This window comes from Pseudomonas sp. AGC41, from assembly GCF_057334555.1.
The window spans coordinates 1-15,137 of the sequence record NZ_JBHFJB010000003.1 but is presented as its reverse complement, the minus strand read 5'-3'; the positions used below and the strand labels follow the sequence as shown (position 1 = coordinate 15,137).

Here is a 15,137-nt window from a genome sequence, read left to right as displayed (position 1 = left end):
CCCTCCCACAGTTGATAGATAGGCGCTGGACTTCAGTCCTCTGCACTTCAATCAAGCCAACGCCTTGTCCAGCGCCTTTTCGATTTCCGTCTTGATTGTCCCGCTCATGGCCGACATCAACATGCCCAGCTCCACTTCGACGCGGATCGAATCCTCGCCCACATGCACTTCACCCTTGACCCCGGAACGCTTGAGCTTCAGCGTGTCGCCTTCCCACTTGGGTTCCAGGCCATAGCTGTCGGACAGTTTCTGGGCCAGCTTGTCGGCCTTTTCGCGGGCCGCTTCCTTGCCCAGGTCATGGGCACGCTCAACAGTAATACGGGCCATCTGTTAACTCCTGCTTGATCGAGACTTGCCTGAACGTTTGCGACCTTGCCTGCGTCAAAACGTCCGGGCGGTGGCTCATCTTACCTGCAGCCTTGCCAAGACAAAGCCCTCCACCGGGATTAGAATGTCCCGCATTCTTTTTTGGTGACCGCGATATGACTGATCAGCGCAAAGGCAGCGATGCCGAACCCACCACGCACTTCGGCTTCAAGAACGTGCCGGAAAGCCAGAAAGCGGAGAAAGTCGCCGAGGTTTTCCACTCGGTGGCCGCCAAGTACGACTTGATGAACGACCTGCTCTCGGGCGGCATGCATCGCCTCTGGAAGCGTTTCGCGATCGAGCTGTCGGGCGTGCGCAGCGGCAACCGCGTGCTGGACATTGCCGGCGGCACGGGTGACCTGACTAAAAAGTTCTCCCACATCGTCGGCCCCACCGGCCATGTGGTGCTCGCCGACATCAACGAATCCATGCTCAAGGTCGGCCGTGACCGCCTGCTTGACCTGGGCGTGGCCGGCAACGTCGAGTTCGTCCAGGCCGACGCCGAGAAGCTGCCGTTCCCCGACAACCATTTCGACTGCGTGACCATCGCCTTCGGCCTGCGCAACGTCACTCACAAGGAAGACGCCCTGCGCTCGATGTTGCGCGTGCTCAAGCCCGGTGGCCGGCTGTTGGTACTGGAGTTTTCCAAGCCGACCAACGCGTTGATGTCCAAGGCCTATGACGCCTACTCGTTTGCCTTCATGCCGTTGATGGGCAAGCTGATCACCAACGATGCGGAAAGTTATCGCTACCTGGCCGAATCGATCCGCATGCACCCCGACCAGGAAACGCTGAAGTCGATGATGGTAGAGGCCGGTTTCGATCGGGTGACCTACCACAACATGACGTCCGGCATCGTCGCCCTGCACCGCGGTATCAAGCCCTGATGCTGCTCACCGGGCTGCTCGCCAGTGTCGAACTCGGTATCAACCGGGTCCTGCGCCTGGACAGCACGGCGCCGATGCGCCTGGCACACTTGAGCGGCAAGGTGATTGCCGTCGACTGCCGCAGCCCGGCGTTGCAGTTGTTCATCCTGCCCAGCGACGAAGGCCTGATGCTCGCCGCCCATTGGGAGGCCGAAGCCGACTGCACGCTGCGCGCCCCGGCATCGAGCCTGCTGGAGTTGGCGCTGAGCAAGAACAAGACCGCGGTGCTGCACAGCCCCGACGTCGAGCTCGACGGCGACAGCGGCGTGCTGCTGGAACTGGCGGCGATTCTCCAGGACCTGGAACTGGACTGGGAATACGAAGTGTCCCGCTGGATCGGCCCGGTCGCCACCCAATTGCTCAGTGGCCATCTGCGCAGCCGCTCCCGCTGGTACCGCCAGGGCTTCGCCAGCCTGGGACAGAATCTGAGTGAATACCTGGCCGAGGAATCGCGTACGCTCGTAGGCCAACGCGAAGCCCAGGCCCGTTTTGCCGAACTGGACCAGATCAAGCTCGATCTGGAACGACTCGAGGCGCGTTTCGAGCGCCTTTCCCGATCCCTTGAACCCAAGCGATAACGCATGAAGCTGCTTGCCGTCCGCCGTCTGTTGCGCATCCAGCGCGTCGTGATCCGCTACCGCCTCGATGACCTGCTGTTCGCCCTGCCGCTGCCCTGGTTTCTCCTGGCAGTGCGCTTTGTGCTGCCGTGGCGCTGGTTCCCCCGTCGAACCCTGGACTTGAGCCGCGGCGCACGCCTGCGCCTGGCCTTGCAGGACCTGGGGCCGATCTTCATCAAGTTCGGGCAGATCCTCTCGACCCGTCGCGACCTGTTGCCCGAAGACATCGCCGACGAACTGATGCTGCTGCAGGATCGCGTGCCGCCCTTCGACTCGAAACTGTCGGTAGCGCTGATCGAAGCGCAGTTGGGCAAGAAAATCAGCGAAGTCTTCAGCCGTTTCGACGTCGAGCCGCTGGCTTCGGCGTCGGTCGCCCAGGTCCACGCCGCCCAGCTCAAGACGGGTGAAGAAGTGGTGGTCAAGGTCATCCGCCCGGGCCTCAAGCCGATCATTGCTCAGGACCTGGCCTGGCTGTTCATCCTTGCCCGCGCCGCCGAGCGGGTGTCAGCCGATGCACGCCTGCTGCACCCGGTGGACGTGGTCCAGGACTATGAAAAAACCATCTTCGATGAGCTCGACCTGCTGCGCGAGGCCGCCAACGCCAGCCAGCTGCGGCGCAATTTCGAGGGCTCGCCACTGCTGTACGTGCCGCAGGTCTACTGGGACTGGTGCCGGCCGAAAGTGCTGGTGATGGAGCGCATCTACGGGATCCAGGTGACCGACCTGGCAACCCTCGCCGACCAGCGCACCGACATGAAATTGCTTGCCGAGCGCGGCGTGGAGATTTTCTTTACCCAGGTGTTTCGCGACAGCTTCTTCCACGCCGACATGCACCCGGGCAACATCTTCGTCAGCACCGTGCAACCGTGGAGCCCGCAGTACATCGCCATCGATTGCGGCATCGTCGGCAGTCTCACCCCCGAGGACCAGGATTACCTGGCCCGCAACCTGTTCGCCTTCTTCAAGCGTGACTATCGCCGCGTCGCGCAGTTGCACATCGATTCGGGCTGGGTGCCGGCCGAGACCAAGCTCAACGAATTCGAAGCGGCGATCCGCACCGTGTGCGAACCGATCTTCGAAAAACCGTTAAAAGATATTTCCTTCGGCCAGGTGCTGATGCGCCTGTTCCAGACTGCGCGTCGCTTCAACATGGAGGTCCAGCCGCAGTTGGTGTTGCTGCAAAAAACCCTGTTGAACATCGAAGGCCTCGGTCGCCAGCTGTACCCGGACCTGGATTTGTGGAACACCGCCCAGCCCTTCCTTGAACGCTGGATGCGCGAGCGCGTCAGCCCTAAAGCCTTGCTGGGCAACGTCCAGAGCCAGTTCGAGCAGATTCCGCACCTGGCCAACATGACCCGCGATCTGCTCGAACGCATGTCTCAGCCCCATGCCCATGATCCTGCTCCACCCTGGAAACAGCGGCGCGACGATTGGTTCCTGCGCCTGCTTGGCGCGGCTCACCTGGGTGGCGGCGCGGTGTTGGCGGCCGGTGGCCCGTTAAGCGAACTGGGCCATTGGCCCGCCGGGATCATGGTGGCCGTCGGTTTGTATCTGGTCGTTCGTCGATAGCCAGCACCGGTTCACGCTGGCACACTGTTTCAACGCTGGGCCCGCCGACTGGAAGTGCGCGGCCCATGGTCGGAGTCGAAGATGAAAAACTGGCAGGACGAGATCAAATGGGACGCCGACGGCCTGGTGCCGGCGATCGCCCAGGATCACAAGACCGGGCGTGTGCTGATGATGGCCTGGATGAATCGCGAGGCGCTGGCCCTGACTGCCGCCGAGAATCGCGCCATCTATTGGTCACGTTCCCGTGGCAAGCTGTGGCGCAAGGGTGAAGAGTCCGGGCACGTGCAACACCTGCACGAGATGCGCCTGGACTGCGACGGCGACGTCATTATCCTGATGGTCGAACAGGTCGGTGAAATCGCCTGCCATACCGGCCGTCAAAGCTGCTTCTATCGTGTCTTCGAGAACGGCGACTGGAAAACCGTCGACCCGGTACTCAAGGACCCGCACGCCATCTATTCAGGACACAACCATGAGTGACACCCTGACCCGCCTGGCCCAGGTGCTGGAAGAGCGCAAGGGCGCCGCGGCCGACAGCTCCTATGTCGCCAGCCTGTACCACAAGGGTTTGAACAAGATTCTGGAAAAGGTCGGCGAAGAGTCGGTCGAAACCATCATTGCCGCCAAGGACGCCGCCATCAGCGGCGACTGCAGCGACGTGATCTACGAGACCGCCGACCTGTGGTTCCACAGCCTCGTCATGCTCGCCCAACTGGGGCAGCATCCGCAGGCCGTACTGGATGAACTGGACCGTCGCTTCGGTCTGTCCGGGCACGTCGAAAAAGCCTCGCGCCCGTCCGCCTGATCAACTTTTGAGAGGAATAGCCACATGGGTATTTTTGACTGGAAACACTGGGTCGTCATTCTGGTGGTCGTGGTGCTGGTGTTCGGCACCAAGAAACTGAAAAACCTCGGCACCGATGTCGGTGAGTCGATCAAGGGCTTTCGCAAGGCCATGAACGATGACGAGAAACCGGCCGACCCACAGGCCACTCCGTCGCAACCGGTACAACCGGCCCAACCGGTGCACCCACAGGCCTCGCAGCCGGTGAATGCGCCGAACACCATCGACGTGCAGGCCCAGAAAGTCGAAGAGCCAACCCGCAAAGACTCGTGAGCACTGACTAATGTTTGGGATCAGCTTCACTGAACTGCTGCTCGTCGGCCTCGTCGCCCTGTTGGTACTGGGGCCCGAGCGCCTGCCGGGCGCTGCGCGCACCGCCGGTCTGTGGATCGGGCGCCTGAAGCGCAGCTTCAATGCGATCAAACAGGAAGTTGAACGTGAAATCGGTGCCGACGACATCCGTCGGCAACTGCACAACGAACACATCCTGTCCCTGGAACAGGAAGCGCGGAAGATCTTCTCGCCGACCCAGCAGGAGCCGACGCCGGTCCAGCCCGTGGCCGAGCCGACGATTGCTCCTCAGGTCCCGGCGGTCGAAGCTGCGCCAGTGGCGGTTGAACCGGCCAAACCGATTGATCCGGTGACGGCGACGCCCCCGACTCCCAACGACTCCACTCTGCCGCCGCGAGCCCCATGAGCGATCTCCCTGAAAACGACCAGCCGATGCCGCTGGTATCGCATCTAACCGAGTTGCGCACCCGCCTGCTGCGCTGCGTCGCGGCGGTGTTCATCATCTTTGCCGGGCTGTTTGCCTTCACCCAGCAGATCTACACCTTCGTCTCCACACCGCTGCGCGAGTACCTGCCGGTGGGCGCGACGATGATCGCCACCGATGTGTCGTCGCCGTTCCTGACGCCGTTGAAGCTGACGATGATGGTCTCGCTGTTCCTGGCGATCCCGGTGATCCTGCATCAGATCTGGGGCTTCATCGCTCCCGGCCTGTACAAGCATGAAAAACGCATCGCCGTGCCGCTGCTGGTGTCGAGCATCCTGCTGTTCTACACCGGCATGGCCTTCGCCTACTTCTTCGTATTCCCGCTGATCTTCAAGTTCTTCGCCGCCGCCACCCCGGCCGGCGTGGAAATGATGACCGACATTACCAGCTACCTGGATTTCGTCATGACGTTGTTCTTCGCCTTTGGCGTGGCGTTCGAGATTCCCGTAGCGGTGGTATTGCTGGTGTGGATCGGCGTGGTCGACGTCGCCTACCTGAAGAAGATCCGTCCGTACGTGATCATCGGTTGCTTCGTGGTCGGTATGATCCTCACGCCGCCGGACATTTTCTCCCAGACCTTGCTGGCCGTGCCGATGTGGCTCTTGTTCGAGATCGGCATCCTGTTCGGTGGCCTGGTGCGCAAACGCCGCGAAGAAGAACCCGAGGACGAGCCGGTCGACGACCACAACGACCAGCCGCCAGCGACCCAAGCGTGAACCTGCTGCTGCTTGAAGAGGCCGACTTCATCGAGCCGGACCGCGTCATCCTGAGCGATCGCCGCCTCACGCACATGCAGGAAGTCCACCGCAGCGCCGTCGGCGACAGCCTGCGGGTCGGACGCCTCGGCGGCCTGATGGGCACGGCCCAGGTATTGCGCCTGGAAGCGCGCGAAGCCGAACTGCAAGTGACTCTCGACCAGCCGCCGCCGGCCAAGTTGCCGCTGACACTGGTACTGGCATTGCCGCGTCCGAAAATGCTCCGGCGGGTATTCCAGACCGTCGCCTCCATGGGCGTGCCGCGCGTGGTGCTGGTGAACAGTTATCGTGTGGAAAAGAGCTTCTGGCAGACGCCCTTCCTGGAACCCGAGGCGATTCGCGAGCAACTTATTCTGGGTCTGGAGCAGGCTCGGGACAGCGTGCTGCCGGAAATCATCATTGAAAAACGCTTCAAGCCCTTCGTCGAAGATCGCCTGCCCGCCATCGTCGAAGGCACCCTCGGGCTGGTCGGCCACCCTGGCAACCACCCGCCCTGCCCGCGCGCGCTGACTGAACCGGTGACCTTGGCCATCGGCCCCGAAGGCGGCTGGATCCCCTACGAAATCGACCTGCTGGGCAAGGCCGGCCTGCAACCGGTGCAGCTCGGCGAACGGATCCTGCGGGTCGAGACCGCCGTTACAGCCCTGCTTGCACGGCTGTTCTAACGACCTGTTTGCTTTCCCGTGGCGAGGGAGCTTGCTCCCGCTCGGCTGCGAAGCAGTCGTAAATTCCTGGCCGCAGATGGCCGCTTCGCGACCAAGCGGGAGCAAGCTCCCTCGCCACGAAAAGACCCGCCGCGTCTATTTTCTACAGCTCCCGCCAAAGCCGCCGATACAGTGCCCATAAAACCAATTCAGCGCTCCAAGGGAGTATCAGCATGTTCCGGTGGCTTGCCCAGGGTCTGGGAAACGTAAGCGTTAATCGCAAACTTGGCTTCGGCTTCGGCCTGGTGCTGTTCCTCACCCTGATGATCGCGTTCACCGGTTGGTCCGGCCTGGGCAATGTCATCAGCCGGGGCGACAAGCTGGGGTTCATTGCCAGCCTGAACGACCTGAGCAAGGACCTGGACCTCGCCAGCATCGACTACAACACCACGCGCGGCGAAAAAGGTCCGCAACAGGTCAACGACCTGCTCGGCAAGCTCGAAGCCGGGTTGAAGACCGCTCGCGAGATGATCGAACAGCCTGACGATGTGGCGTTGATCGACAAGCAACTGGCCGCCGTTGCCGAATACAAAAGCGCCTTCACCCAGATGACCAGCGCCACCGTCAGCCGCGAAGATGCCCGCAGCAAGCTGGGCGCCAGCGCCGATAACACCGTAGCCCGCGTTGCCGAAGTGGAGAAAGCGCTGCTACAGGGCGCCGACATCACCCAGTTCAACAGCGTGGTGACCTTGAGCAAGGCGATCCAGCAGGCACGCTATCAGGTTCGCGGTTACACCTACAGCGGCAAAAGCGAGGCCCAACAGCCGGCCATCGATGCCATTACCGATGTCCTGAAACTGCTCGCGCGCTTGCCAGCCCAGTTGCCTGAGGAACATGCCGACAGGCTCCAGCAGGCCAGCGACTCGATGAACATCTACCGGGCGGCAGTCAGCCAGTTCCGTGACTCCCAACTTGATAACGGTGCCGCTCTGCAGCGTATGAGCGAGCAAGGCCAGGTCCTGATCGACTCCAGCCAAAAGCTCACCGCGTCCCAGACGGCCGTGCGTGACCACGACACCGCGCAGGCCAAGACCGTTCTGATCGCAGCCGCCGCACTGGCGCTGCTGTTCGGCGTGATCGCCGCCTTGCTCATCACCCGGCAGATCGTCGGCCCGCTGGATGAGACCCTGAAGGTGGCAGAACGCGTCGCCGCGGGCGATCTTACCCACAACCTGACATCCGAACGCCGCGACGAACTCGGTCAACTGCAACGCGCCATGCAACGCATGACCGTGGGCTTGCGGCAGTTGATCGGCGGCATCGGTGAAGGTGTTACCCAGATCGCCAGCGCTGCTGAACAACTCTCGGCGGTGACCGAGCAGACCAGCGCCGGGGTCAACAGTCAAAAGATCGAGACCGATCAGGTCGCCACTGCCATGCACGAAATGACCGCCACCGTGCAGGAAGTGGCGCGCAACGCCGAGGAAGCCTCCGAAGCCGCCGTCGCCGCCGACCAACAAGCCCGCGAAGGTGACAAGGTCGTCGGCGAAGCCATCGCCCAGATCGAGCGCCTGGCGCGGGAAGTGGGCAACTCTACCGCCGCCATGGGCGACCTGAAGCGCGAAAGCGACAAGATCGGCAGCGTCCTGGACGTGATCAAGTCGGTGGCCCAGCAAACCAACCTGCTGGCCCTCAACGCGGCCATCGAGGCAGCCCGAGCCGGTGAAGCCGGGCGCGGCTTCGCCGTGGTGGCCGATGAGGTCCGCAGCCTGGCCCAGCGCACCCAGAAGTCCACCGAGGAAATCGAAGAACTGATCGTCGGCCTACAGACCGGTACCGAACAGGTCGCAACCATCATGGACAACAGCCGCAGCCTGACCGACAGCAGCGTCGAACTGACCCGCCGCGCTGGTGGCTCGCTGGAAAACATCACTCGCACGGTGTCGGCAATCCAGTCGATGAACCAGCAGATCGCAGCGGCGGCAGAGCAGCAGAGCGCGGTGGCCGAGGAGATCAACCGTAGCGTGCTGAATGTGCGGGATGTGTCGGAGCAGACGGCGTCGTCCAGTGAAGAGACTGCCGCCTCCAGTGCCGAACTGGCGCGACTGGGGGTTCATTTGCAGACGTTGGTGGGGCGGTTCAGGGTTTGATTGGAGCGTTGGTATTAGGGTTGTATGAATATCCGTTTCTTCGGTAACGGCTTCTTACGGTTTCGCCCTTACGGCGAGTCACTTTCGAAAGGCGCGAAAGTAACCAAAGCGCCTTTGCCCCACCACTTGGTGCCTCGCCTAGGCTCGGCATGCCCTCACTCCGGCATTGCTCCGTGGGCCCGCCGCGAAGGGCCGTCCCTGGCCCAGCGCGGCTACCTCGGCATCCATGCCGAGGTGCCCACTGCGCAATGCCTGCGTTCGGCCATCGTGGTTAACGGGGCGCCGAAATCAACCTCCACCGCGAGGCGGCCTTATAGCCGGCCTGGTTCTTGATGGGACCGCGTTTCTCATGTGGGAGCGAGCCTGCTCGCGAAAGCAATGTCACAGCCGATGAAGGGATGGAATGTACCGACCTCTTCGCGGGCAAGCTCGCTCCCACAATGCCTCTGCGTTCAACCACTATTCTGTAGGCGACACAAAACACCTGTGGGAGCGAGCTTGCTCGCGATGGCGGTGCCACAGTTGATGAAGATGCCGAATGCGCTGACCTCTTCGCGAGCAGGCTCGCTCCCACAATGGAATTGGAATAAAGCCAAAGAGACAGGTCGGCTATAAGGCCGCCTCGGCATGGCATGCTCAGATCCGAAAAACGACCCTGCCAGTTAAAAACTGTTACCTATGTGCGTGAACTGATTTGTAACCTATGTGGGTGAGTCATACCCGCAAAGCCTTTTGGTTACTTTTTTAGCGTCTGAAAAAGTGACCCGCCGCAAGGGCGGAACCCTAAGCAGCCGTTACCGCAGCAATGGATATGTACCCGGCCAACAAACCCCTGGCCGGCTGCAAGGTCGCCATCGCGAGCAAGCTCGCTCCCACATTGGAATCAGCGTACCGCCGTAAGAATAAGGTCGGCTGCCAGGCCGCCTCGCTTTAGACCTTGATCTTGATCTTGATCTTGACCTTGATCTTGATCTGAGGCGCCCCGTTAACCACGCTGGCCGAACGCAGGCGTTGCGCAGTGGGCATCCCGGCATGGATGCCGGGATAGCCGCGCTGGGCCATGGATGGCCCTTCGCGGCGGGCCCACGGAGCAAGGCCGGAGTGAGGGCATGCCGAGCCTTGGCGAGGCACCGAGTGGTGGGGCAAAGCCTTTTTGGTTACTTTTTTGGCGTCTGAAAAAAGTGACTCGCCGTAAAGGCGAAACCATAAGAAGCCGTTACCTCAATAACGGATATACACACAAACCCCAACTCCCACGGTCCGTCATCCCAAGGCTACGACGTCTTGCGCCTTTGCCTACAACTACGCCAGAATCCGCCGGCTTGTGCGCCTTGGCCCTGGGCTCTAACGTTTGCAGGTCGCTGTCGATTCAGCGATCGGGTTTAGCAGCCTGGATAATCCTAGACGTACGCTCCCACATGCGTGAGCAGGCTTCAGCGCCTGCACATTGATGTCATGGCGGTTGTGCGTGGGAGACCTTCGGGTCTGCCGGGTTCTAGGGTCCCGGTCTGCTAACCCGCGTACAGTCGCCACCTTCCTCGTTTAGCAGCGATATCTGGCGGCTCCATTACCCTAGGAGCGTCAATCATGTTCAAAGCCACACCGAACCCACCAGAACCAGAAACCCACCCCAACGACAATCCATCGAGCCAGCTCTTCACCGTCGTGGACGGTATCGACACCGAAAGCCTGCTCGCCAACCTCAGCGAAACCCTGGCCTCGGCCGACGCCATGATCAGCGACCTTGCATTCGACCTGGAAGGCTCGCGGCGACACATCGCCCTTGGCATTCAGCAACTGATCGAACTGAGCGGTTTGTTGGCGAATCGAGTGTTGGATAGCGTCAATCCGCAGCACTGACCTCACCGCGCACCGCGGCGAGCAGGCTCGCCCGCACATTGGATCGAAGTACGACCGCAAAACCAGGTCGGCTATAAGGCCGCCTCGCTTTAGACCTTGATCCTGATCTTGATCTTGACCTTGACCTTGATCTTGACCTTGATCTTGATCTGAGGCGCCCCGTTAACCCCGCTGGCCGAACGCAGGCATTGCGCAGTGGGCATCCCGGCATGGATGCCGGGATAGCCGCGCTGGGCCAGGGACGGCCCTTCGCGGCGGGCCCACGGAGCAATGCCGGAGTAAGGGCACACCGAGCCTGGGCGAGGTGCCGAGTGGTGGGGCAAAGCCTTTTTTGCTTACTTTTTTGGCGTCTGAAAAAAGTGAGTCGCCGTAAGGGCGAAACCCTAAGCAGCCGTTACCTAAATAACGGATATACACACAAAACCCCCAACTCCCACAGTCCGTCATCCCAAGGCTACGACGTCTTGCGCCTTTGCCTACAACTACGCCAGAATCCGCCGGCTTGTGCGCCTTGGCCCTGGGCTCTAACGTTTGCAGGTCGCTGACAGCTCAGCGATCGGGTTTAGCAGCTCGGCATAATATCAAGGCACGCAGGTCCGTTTTATGGCGGCTGTGCGTGGGGCACTTCGGTGCGCCGGGTTCCTTGATTCCTGGTCTGCTAACCCGCGTACTGCCGCCACCCTTTCGTTTAGCAGCGATGTCTGGCGGCTCCATCAATCAAGGAGCTCGTGATGTACAAGGCCACACCGAACCCACCAGAACCAGAAACCCACCCCAACGACAATCCATCGAGCCAGCTCTTCACCGTCGTGGACGGTATCGACACCGAAAGCCTGCTCGCCAACCTCAGCGAAACCCTGGCCTCGGCCGACGCCATGATCAGCGACCTTGCATTCGACCTGGAAGGCTCGCGGCGACACATCGCCCTTGGCATTCAGCAATTGATCGAGCTGAGCGGTTTGTTGGCGAATCGAGTGTTGGATAGCGTCAATCCGCAGCACTGACCTCACCCATAAAACATGGGGCGGCTACGCCCGAAACGTCGGACCGCCCCAGCGGGAGCGAGCTCCCTCGCCACAAGAGCGAATCGCCAATAAAACGCGCCCAACAAAAAGCCCCGCCTCTTTTCAGAAGCGGGGCTTTTTGTGTATCAGGCCAGTTGAGGCTGTGCGCCCACCGGCTGAAGCGGCAGCAACGGTGCATGTGGATCGGCCTTGACCGATTCACGCCACGCCGCCAGCCATTCAGGATGCGCCTCGCTCCAGACCTGCTCATGCAGGCGGGACAGGGCCACCGGATCGCTCAGCAGCGCCAGTCGCTCGGCATTGTTGAGACCGGCAGGGCCAACCTTCAGGGCGTGACGAACGCGTTCGACCCGCAGCCATTCAATCGGCTCGGCCTGGCCGTGACGCGAGGTGGCCAGCGCATACGCCAGGGCGTTCTGTTGCGGATCGACGACCGCCCGGATGAAACCGTCGTTCAGCGCGTGCCAACGGTTTTCATGGGTGTACTGGTCAGTCGACAGCAGCTCCTGGGGCGGCGCGTATTCCTCGGGAATCAGGAACAAGCTTTCATCACGGGACTTCAAGCCCAGGCCCACGCGGCTGGAGATCACCGAAACCGGGATCGACAACATCAGCGAGCCGACAATCGGCACGAGCCACCACAGGAAGCTCGGGTTCAGCCAGATCACCAGCAAGGCCCAGAAGAAGCCCAGCAGGGTCTGCGGGCCGTGGCGCTTGATGGCTTCGCTCCAAGGCGTGGAGTCATCGTCACGCTTGGGCGAGTTCCAGGTCGCGGCCCAGCCCAGGAAGGCAGCCAGCACGAAACGGGTGTGGAAGATCATGCGCACCGGCGCCAGCAGCATGGAGAACAGCATTTCCAGCAGCATCGACATCGTCACCTTGAACTTGCCGCCGAACTCCTTCGCGCCTTTCGCCCAGATCAGCACGATGCTCAAGAGCTTGGGCAGGAACAGCAGCACGATGGTGGTCGAGAACAGCGCGATGGCTTTTTCCGGATGCCATTGTGGCCACAGCGGATACAACTGACGCGGCTCGAGGAAGTACTGCGGCTCCATCAGCGTGTTCACCGCCAGCAGCGCGGTGGACAGCACCAGGAAGAAGAACCACAGCGGCGCCGACAGGTAGGACATCACGCCGGTCAGGAACACCGCGCGGTGCACCGGGTGCATGCCCTTGACCAGGAACAGCCGGAAGTTCATCAGGTTGCCGTGGCACCAGCGACGGTCACGCTTGAGTTCGTCCAGCAGGTTCGGTGGCAGCTCTTCGTAGCTGCCCGGCAGGTCATAGGCAATCCACACGCCCCAGCCGGCACGGCGCATCAGCGCGGCTTCGACAAAGTCGTGGGAGAGGATCGCACCGGAGAAGGCACCTTTACCGGGCAACGGCGCCAGGGCGCAGTGGTCGATAAACGGCTTCATCCGGATGATCGCGTTGTGCCCCCAGTAGTGCGACTCGCCCAGCTGCCAGAAGTGCAGGCCGGCGGTGAACAGCGGGCCGTAGACCCGTGTGGCGAACTGCTGCATGCGCGCATACAGCGTGTCCATGCCCGAGGCACGCGGCGCAGTCTGGATGATGCCGGCGTCCGGTGTGGCCTCCATCAGCCGCACCAGGCTGGTCAGGCATTCGCCGCTCATGACGCTGTCGGCGTCGAGCACGACCATGTACTTGTAGTCGCTGCCCCAGCGACGGCAGAAGTCGTCGAGGTTGCCGCTCTTGCGTTTCACGCGGCGACGGCGGCGGCGATAGAAGATCTTGCCGAAGCCCCCGGTTTCACGGCAGACATCCAGCCAGGCCTGCTGCTCGGCGACGCAGATATCGGTTTCGTTACTGTCGCTGAGCACGAAGAAGTCGAAGCGATCCAGGTCACCCGTGGCCGCGACCGACTCGAAGGTGGCGCGCAGACCGGCGAATACCCGTGGCACGTCCTCGTTACAGATCGGCATCACCAGGGCGGTGCGGGCATCCTTGGGAATCGGCTCGTTACCGGCACTGGCACCGGAAATGCGGTACTTGTCATGCCCGGTGAGCAGTTCGAGGAAACCCATCAGCGCGGTCCAGAAACCGGCCGATACCCAGCAGAACAGGATCCCGAACAGAATCAGGATGCTGGTTTGCAGTGCGTATGGCAGCACTTGCGTGGCTGTCTGCAGCAGCGGCTGATGCAGCACTTCATCCAGGTCCACCAGCGACCAGCCCTGGTACGGCATGATGCCTTTCATGTACCAGCCGGCGACGATGGTCTGGCCAAGCATCAGGATCAGCAGGATATAGCGACGGATCGAACCCACTGTACGCCAGCGTGCATGCGGCAGGACGCGCTCGTCCTTCGGCGGCTTCGGTGGGTTGGTGCGACCGGTCAGGCGGCGCCAGGCACGTACCAGGATGTTGGTGCGCCATGGCTCCGGCACGACCTTGGTCCGGCGAATCGGCGGAGTAGCCTTCAGGCATACCCGGCCATTGGAGTCGAGGGCCAGCATTTCGGCGTCCTCGAGTTCCTCGGCGGTGCTGAGCGTCAGACGACGGCCCACCGAGGCTTGGGCAGCCTCGTTGGGCGCATCGAAGGTCGATGAAGCCAGGCGTTCGTGCAATTCGCTGAAGGACTGGCAGCCCGCCAGTTCGGCGCGCTGCTCATCGGTCATCGGCAAATGGGCCAGATACTCGCTCAGAGACACTGGCTGTACGGAAGTATTACTCATCGGCAGGCAACTGATAGCTCCAGGTCTCGGTCAGGACTTGTTCAGTCTGCTCCGGTTCCTGCGGGGTTGGGGTCGGCTCGGCGGCGGCGGTGGACGCCTTGACGGCCTTGGCTTCCTGCTGCTCGCCGGCCTGTTCGTTGGCTTTGTCTTTTTCGCTCTGCTGCTTGGCGACCTTGTCGGCCTTCGCCAGCGTCGTCACGGAATGCGAGGTAGCCGGCAGTTCGACAGGAACCAGTGGCCGGACCAACGCGGCACGCATTTCGGTCGCCTTGCTCGGGTCCTTGATTTTCAGGCGCAACGTCAGGCGCCAGCCCTTGGTTTCAGGGTTGTAGCGCACGCTGTTCTCGACGATCTCGCCGTTGTCACCGACGCTCACCTGGCTACGCACCTCGGCGTCTTCAGGCAGGGCTTGCAGGGACGGGCCTTCGAAATCGACCAGGTAGGCCACGCTGCCATCCGGCTGGCGAATCAGGTTGGACTGCTTCACGTCGCCCGTGGAGCGCAGGGTCTGCTTGACCCAGGCGCTGTCTGGCGAGTGCAGGCTGGCTTCATCGAGCGTCCAGTGCAGGCGATAGGCGAAGTCCAGTGGCTGGCCTGGCTCAGGCAGTTTTTCCGGGCTCCAGAACGCAACGATGTTGTCGTTGGTTTCGTCGGCGGTCGGGATCTCGACGAGGTCGACAGTACCCTTGCCCCAGTCGCCTTTCGGTTCGATCCAGGCGCTTGGACGTTTTTCATAACGGTCGTCCAGGTCTTCGTAGTGACTGAAGTCACGGCCACGTTGCAGCAGGCCGAAACCACGCGGGTTTTCTACCGAGAAGTTGCTCACGGCCAGGTGTTTCGGGTTGTTCAGCGGACGCCAGATCCATTCACCGTTGCCGGCATGGATGGACAGGCCGCTGGAGTCGTGGGG

General features: G+C 61.8%; 16 protein-coding genes and 1 pseudogene. 12 read left to right on the top strand and 5 right to left on the bottom strand.

The genetic code is table 11. From position 1 onward, the window contains the following. Window positions 1-51: 51 nt before the first annotated feature. Complete coding sequence (locus tag ACE04F_RS00370; protein WP_434696110.1) at window positions 52-327, bottom strand: polyhydroxyalkanoic acid system family protein; 276 nt, start codon at window positions 325-327, stop codon at window positions 52-54. Between the two features lie 155 nt (window positions 328-482). Between ACE04F_RS00370 and ubiE the strand changes: the two genes are divergently transcribed. From ubiE to ACE04F_RS00320, 10 genes and pseudogenes are all read left to right on the top strand, one after another. Then, on the top strand, window positions 483-1,253 hold the full coding sequence (gene ubiE / locus ACE04F_RS00365; protein WP_024779926.1) for a bifunctional demethylmenaquinone methyltransferase/2-methoxy-6-polyprenyl-1,4-benzoquinol methylase UbiE: 771 nt from the start codon (window positions 483-485) through the stop codon (window positions 1,251-1,253). Then, window positions 1,253-1,877: pseudogene (locus tag ACE04F_RS00360) on the top strand (ubiquinone biosynthesis accessory factor UbiJ). Before ubiE ends, ACE04F_RS00360 begins: the two are co-directional and overlap by 1 nt. Next, window positions 1,874-3,478, top strand: a complete 1,605-nt coding sequence (gene ubiB / locus ACE04F_RS00355) for a ubiquinone biosynthesis regulatory protein kinase UbiB (RefSeq protein ID WP_486103979.1) — start codon at window positions 1,874-1,876, stop codon at window positions 3,476-3,478. The pseudogene ACE04F_RS00360 and the gene ubiB overlap by 4 nt, the downstream one beginning before the upstream one ends. A gap of 81 nt (window positions 3,479-3,559) precedes the next feature. After that, on the top strand, window positions 3,560-3,958 hold the full coding sequence (gene hisI / locus ACE04F_RS00350; protein WP_305497371.1) for a phosphoribosyl-AMP cyclohydrolase: 399 nt from the start codon (window positions 3,560-3,562) through the stop codon (window positions 3,956-3,958). Beyond that, window positions 3,951-4,283: a phosphoribosyl-ATP diphosphatase gene (locus ACE04F_RS00345; RefSeq protein ID WP_003186671.1), complete on the top strand. Its 333-nt coding sequence runs from the start codon at window positions 3,951-3,953 to the stop codon at window positions 4,281-4,283. The genes hisI and ACE04F_RS00345 overlap by 8 nt, the downstream gene beginning before the upstream one ends. Window positions 4,284-4,307: 24 nt before the next feature. Continuing rightward, a complete protein-coding gene (locus ACE04F_RS00340; RefSeq protein WP_486103976.1) occupies window positions 4,308-4,595 on the top strand; it encodes a twin-arginine translocase TatA/TatE family subunit in 288 nt (95 codons plus the stop codon). Window positions 4,596-4,605: 10 nt separating this feature from the next. Further along, window positions 4,606-5,019, top strand: a complete 414-nt coding sequence (tatB, locus tag ACE04F_RS00335) for a Sec-independent protein translocase protein TatB (RefSeq protein ID WP_486103975.1) — start codon at window positions 4,606-4,608, stop codon at window positions 5,017-5,019. Beyond that, window positions 5,016-5,813 carry a twin-arginine translocase subunit TatC gene (gene tatC / locus ACE04F_RS00330; protein WP_486103973.1) on the top strand — a complete coding sequence of 266 codons (798 nt, stop codon included), beginning with the start codon at window positions 5,016-5,018 and terminating at the stop codon, window positions 5,811-5,813. The genes tatB and tatC overlap by 4 nt, the downstream gene beginning before the upstream one ends. Further along, window positions 5,810-6,517 (top strand): 16S rRNA (uracil(1498)-N(3))-methyltransferase, encoded by a 708-nt coding sequence (locus tag ACE04F_RS00325; RefSeq protein WP_486103971.1) that lies wholly within the window; start codon window positions 5,810-5,812, stop codon window positions 6,515-6,517. The genes tatC and ACE04F_RS00325 overlap by 4 nt, the downstream gene beginning before the upstream one ends. A 212-nt stretch (window positions 6,518-6,729) precedes the next feature. Then, entirely contained in the window at window positions 6,730-8,646 is a 1,917-nt protein-coding gene (locus ACE04F_RS00320; protein ID WP_486103970.1) for a methyl-accepting chemotaxis protein, read from the top strand. Between the two features lie 930 nt (window positions 8,647-9,576). Here the strand turns inward: ACE04F_RS00320 and ACE04F_RS00315 are convergent. Further along, window positions 9,577-9,708, bottom strand: a complete 132-nt coding sequence (locus tag ACE04F_RS00315) for a hypothetical protein (protein WP_486103968.1) — start codon at window positions 9,706-9,708, stop codon at window positions 9,577-9,579. 525 nt (window positions 9,709-10,233) lie between these two features. Here ACE04F_RS00315 and ACE04F_RS00310 point away from each other — a divergent pair. After that, the gene (locus ACE04F_RS00310; RefSeq protein WP_486103966.1) at window positions 10,234-10,506 is read left to right on the top strand and encodes a DUF6124 family protein; all 273 of its coding nucleotides are present in this window, start codon (window positions 10,234-10,236) and stop codon (window positions 10,504-10,506) included. Between the two features lie 89 nt (window positions 10,507-10,595). On the opposite strand, the gene ACE04F_RS00305 is transcribed toward ACE04F_RS00310, so the two are convergent. Next, a complete protein-coding gene (locus ACE04F_RS00305; RefSeq protein WP_486103986.1) occupies window positions 10,596-10,829 on the bottom strand; it encodes a nucleoid-structuring protein H-NS in 234 nt (77 codons plus the stop codon). 408 nt (window positions 10,830-11,237) lie between these two features. Between ACE04F_RS00305 and ACE04F_RS00300 the strand changes: the two genes are divergently transcribed. Next, window positions 11,238-11,510, top strand: coding sequence for a DUF6124 family protein (locus ACE04F_RS00300; RefSeq protein ID WP_486103964.1), 273 nt, complete (start codon window positions 11,238-11,240; stop codon window positions 11,508-11,510). Window positions 11,511-11,656: 146 nt separating this feature from the next. Here ACE04F_RS00300 and mdoH read toward each other — a convergent pair whose 3' ends face one another. Continuing rightward, window positions 11,657-14,227 (bottom strand): glucans biosynthesis glucosyltransferase MdoH, encoded by a 2,571-nt coding sequence (mdoH, locus tag ACE04F_RS00295; RefSeq protein ID WP_486103962.1) that lies wholly within the window; start codon window positions 14,225-14,227, stop codon window positions 11,657-11,659. Further along, window positions 14,220-15,137 (bottom strand): glucan biosynthesis protein (locus ACE04F_RS00290; RefSeq protein ID WP_486103960.1); only part of this gene is annotated, 918 nt, incomplete at its 5' end. The genes ACE04F_RS00290 and mdoH, both read right to left, overlap by 8 nt.

Excerpts from the sequence above, each read along its gene's own strand:
- ACE04F_RS00370 (WP_434696110.1), bottom strand. The coding sequence starts at position 327 with ATGGCCCGTATTACTGTTGAGCGTGCCCATGACCTGGGCAAGGAAGCG.
- ubiE (WP_024779926.1), top strand. The coding sequence starts at position 483 with ATGACTGATCAGCGCAAAGGCAGCGATGCCGAACCCACCACGCACTTC.
- ubiB (WP_486103979.1), top strand. The coding sequence starts at position 1,874 with ATGAAGCTGCTTGCCGTCCGCCGTCTGTTGCGCATCCAGCGCGTCGTG.
- hisI (WP_305497371.1), top strand. The coding sequence starts at position 3,560 with ATGAAAAACTGGCAGGACGAGATCAAATGGGACGCCGACGGCCTGGTG.
- ACE04F_RS00345 (WP_003186671.1), top strand. The coding sequence starts at position 3,951 with ATGAGTGACACCCTGACCCGCCTGGCCCAGGTGCTGGAAGAGCGCAAG.
- ACE04F_RS00340 (WP_486103976.1), top strand. The coding sequence starts at position 4,308 with ATGGGTATTTTTGACTGGAAACACTGGGTCGTCATTCTGGTGGTCGTG.
- tatB (WP_486103975.1), top strand. The coding sequence starts at position 4,606 with ATGTTTGGGATCAGCTTCACTGAACTGCTGCTCGTCGGCCTCGTCGCC.
- tatC (WP_486103973.1), top strand. The coding sequence starts at position 5,016 with ATGAGCGATCTCCCTGAAAACGACCAGCCGATGCCGCTGGTATCGCAT.
- ACE04F_RS00320 (WP_486103970.1), top strand. The coding sequence starts at position 6,730 with ATGTTCCGGTGGCTTGCCCAGGGTCTGGGAAACGTAAGCGTTAATCGC.
- ACE04F_RS00315 (WP_486103968.1), bottom strand. The coding sequence starts at position 9,708 with ATGGCCCAGCGCGGCTATCCCGGCATCCATGCCGGGATGCCCACTGCG.
- ACE04F_RS00310 (WP_486103966.1), top strand. The coding sequence starts at position 10,234 with ATGTTCAAAGCCACACCGAACCCACCAGAACCAGAAACCCACCCCAAC.
- ACE04F_RS00300 (WP_486103964.1), top strand. The coding sequence starts at position 11,238 with ATGTACAAGGCCACACCGAACCCACCAGAACCAGAAACCCACCCCAAC.
- mdoH (WP_486103962.1), bottom strand. The coding sequence starts at position 14,227 with ATGAGTAATACTTCCGTACAGCCAGTGTCTCTGAGCGAGTATCTGGCC.